Origin of the sequence: Candidatus Protofrankia californiensis (assembly GCF_900634765.1) — a bacterium.
Classification (GTDB): domain Bacteria; phylum Actinomycetota; class Actinomycetes; order Frankiales; family Frankiaceae; genus Protofrankia; species Protofrankia californiensis.
In genome coordinates, this window is sequence record NZ_CAAAFT010000495.1 from 28,987 (window position 1) to 29,577 (window position 591).

Below are 591 nucleotides of genomic sequence, written 5' to 3' on the forward strand. Positions count from 1 at the left end.
GCGTCAACGAGTTCGGGATCCCCGTCGGCTACCCCCACACCGAAGCCGGCGCCATAAGCGCCTGCGGCAATTACGTCGCCGCTTATTCTGCCACATATAATCGTGAGCCATCGCGCATCCATGCAATATTCAAGTCGATATCCGAAACATCAATAGCAAGTAAACTCGCGGACCGCATCATCGAAGTCGATAAAAATAATTCGACCAGCTACGGTGCAACTTCTATCAGCGATCCAAAGATCAGTTTTAATTCTCGAATTCTCGGGTTCGAGGTTCAACAGAAAACGCCCGATTCAGCCACCGTTTCTGTCTGGTCTTCAGCTAGCTTCGGGGCTTACGATAACACCGACACGAAACTACTCCCTCAAGTACGCTGGGGAACCGACGTATGCACGGTGCACTGGTTTGAGGATGACTGGAAAATTGTAGATGCCAGTGATGGTCCAGGCGGTCCTTCCATAACAGAAAGAGCTGCCGAGGGATACCAGCGGTTCACATACGTGAGAGGCCCAGGATCATGAGCGTCCAAGTTGATGGCGGTAATATAATCGCGATCAGCTTTAACCCGTTCACTCCGCTTAAAGGTGCTGC

The 591-nt window shown here is 51.4% G+C and carries 1 protein-coding gene; it reads left to right on the forward strand.

Going from position 1 to position 591, the window contains the following annotated elements:
* Positions 1–521: hypothetical protein (locus DD1DGNOD_RS27565; protein ID WP_165037049.1), on the forward strand; the 521-nt coding region annotated here is incomplete at its 5' end.
* Between the last annotated feature and the right edge of the window lie 70 nt (positions 522–591).